The 1558-nt window shown below is 69.3% G+C and carries 1 protein-coding gene; it reads left to right on the top strand.

Annotated elements, in window-relative coordinates; all coding sequences use genetic code 11:
* Positions 1–1260, top strand: a 1260-nt coding sequence (locus tag TVH25_RS21280; protein WP_422425410.1) for a DNA polymerase IV, incomplete at its 5' end; no start/stop codon positions are given.
* Positions 1261–1558 lie beyond the last annotated feature (298 nt).

Raw genomic sequence — 1558 nt, 5'->3', positions numbered from 1 at the left:
GGCCCCCCCGGGGGGGGGGGCCCGGTGCTCGTCGGTGGGCTCGGTGCGCGCGGGGTCGTCGCGGGCGCGAGTTACGAGGCTCGTGTGTACGGCGCAGGCTCCGCCATGCCGATGAGCCGCGCACGCCGGCTCATCGGAGCGTCGGCAGTGGTGCTGCCACCGCGGGGGGTGGTCTACCACCACCTGAGTTCGGTCGTGTTCGAGACCTTGCGTGCCCACGTGCCGGTGCTCGAGACCCTGTCCCTCGACGAAGCGTTCGCCGAACCGACCGGGCTCGCGGGAGCGTCCGCCGCCGAGGTCGAGCGGTTCTGCACGGAACTGCGCGCACACGTGCTCGAGCGCACCGGACTGGTTGCCTCCATCGGGGCGGGTTCGGGAAAGCAGATCGCCAAGATCGGGTCGGGTCTCGCGAAGCCCGACGGACTTCTCGTCGTTCCGCCCGACGAGGAATTGGCGCTGCTGCACGGTCTTCCGGTCCGCAAGCTGTGGGGTATCGGACCGGTCTCGGAAGAGCGGCTGCGCAAGCTCGGAATCGACACCATCGGCGATCTCGCATCGATGCCGGTCGCGGAAGCCGCGTCCATCCTCGGGCCCACCGTGGGCCCGGGGCTGCACCGGCTCGCCAACGGGCACGACGACCGGCCCGTCGCGGAGCGGGCCGAAGCCAAACAGATCAGCGCCGAAACCACCTACGCCACCGACATCGTCGCGCTCCCGGACCTGCGACGCGCCATCTCGGCGAGTGCGCTCGCGGCGCACACCCGGCTGTGCAAAGACGGTCGTGCCGCGCGCACGGTGGTGCTCAAGCTGCGGAAATCCGACATGTCGGTGCTGACCCGGTCCTCGACGCTGCCGTACGCCACCGAAGACCTGCAGGTGCTCACCGCGGCCGCGCAACGGCTCTCCCTCGACCCGCTCGACATCGGCCCGATCCGCCTCGTCGGGGTCGGCTTCGCCGGATTGTCGGCGTCGGTGCAGGACACCTTGTTCCCGGAACTGGACCGGTCGGACGGCGATGCGCCGGACACCGTCGCCGACGACGCGGATCTCCCGGCGATCGCGCCGGTGCTCGCGGACCGGTGGCGTCCGGGAACGGATGTGTTCCATCCCGAATACGGGCACGGGTGGGTGCAGGGAGCGGGCCACGGGGTCGTCACCGTGCGATTCGAGACCCGCTCGACGGGACCGGGACCTGCTCGTACACTCCCTGAAGACGACTCGCGTCTCGAGATGGCCGATCCGCTGGCGAGCTTGAACTGACACGGGTTCTCACTACCCTCACGGTGTTCTTACTACCGCCGGGTACTGTTGCGGACGATCGCAACCGGATGAACCGGGCACGAATACTCGTGCACGACCGAGAAACGAGAAGGACGACAAGTTGAAGCTTCGCAAGATCACCGTGGCCACGGTGGCGCTCGCCGCCGCCCTCACGATGTCCGCCTGCAGCTCGGATGACGGAGGTAGCACCGAGACCACCGCGAAGACCACGACGGCAACCACGACGACCGAGGTCGTTGCGGACTACCCGCCCGTCCCGACCCCGGAGGAACTGCAG

The sequence above is a fragment of the Rhodococcus sp. 7Tela_A2 genome (genome assembly GCF_049311045.1).
GTDB lineage: Bacteria > Actinomycetota > Actinomycetes > Mycobacteriales > Mycobacteriaceae > Rhodococcus.
The sequence above is the reverse complement of the archived record's forward strand: the minus strand, read 5'-3'. Positions and strand labels throughout refer to the sequence as shown.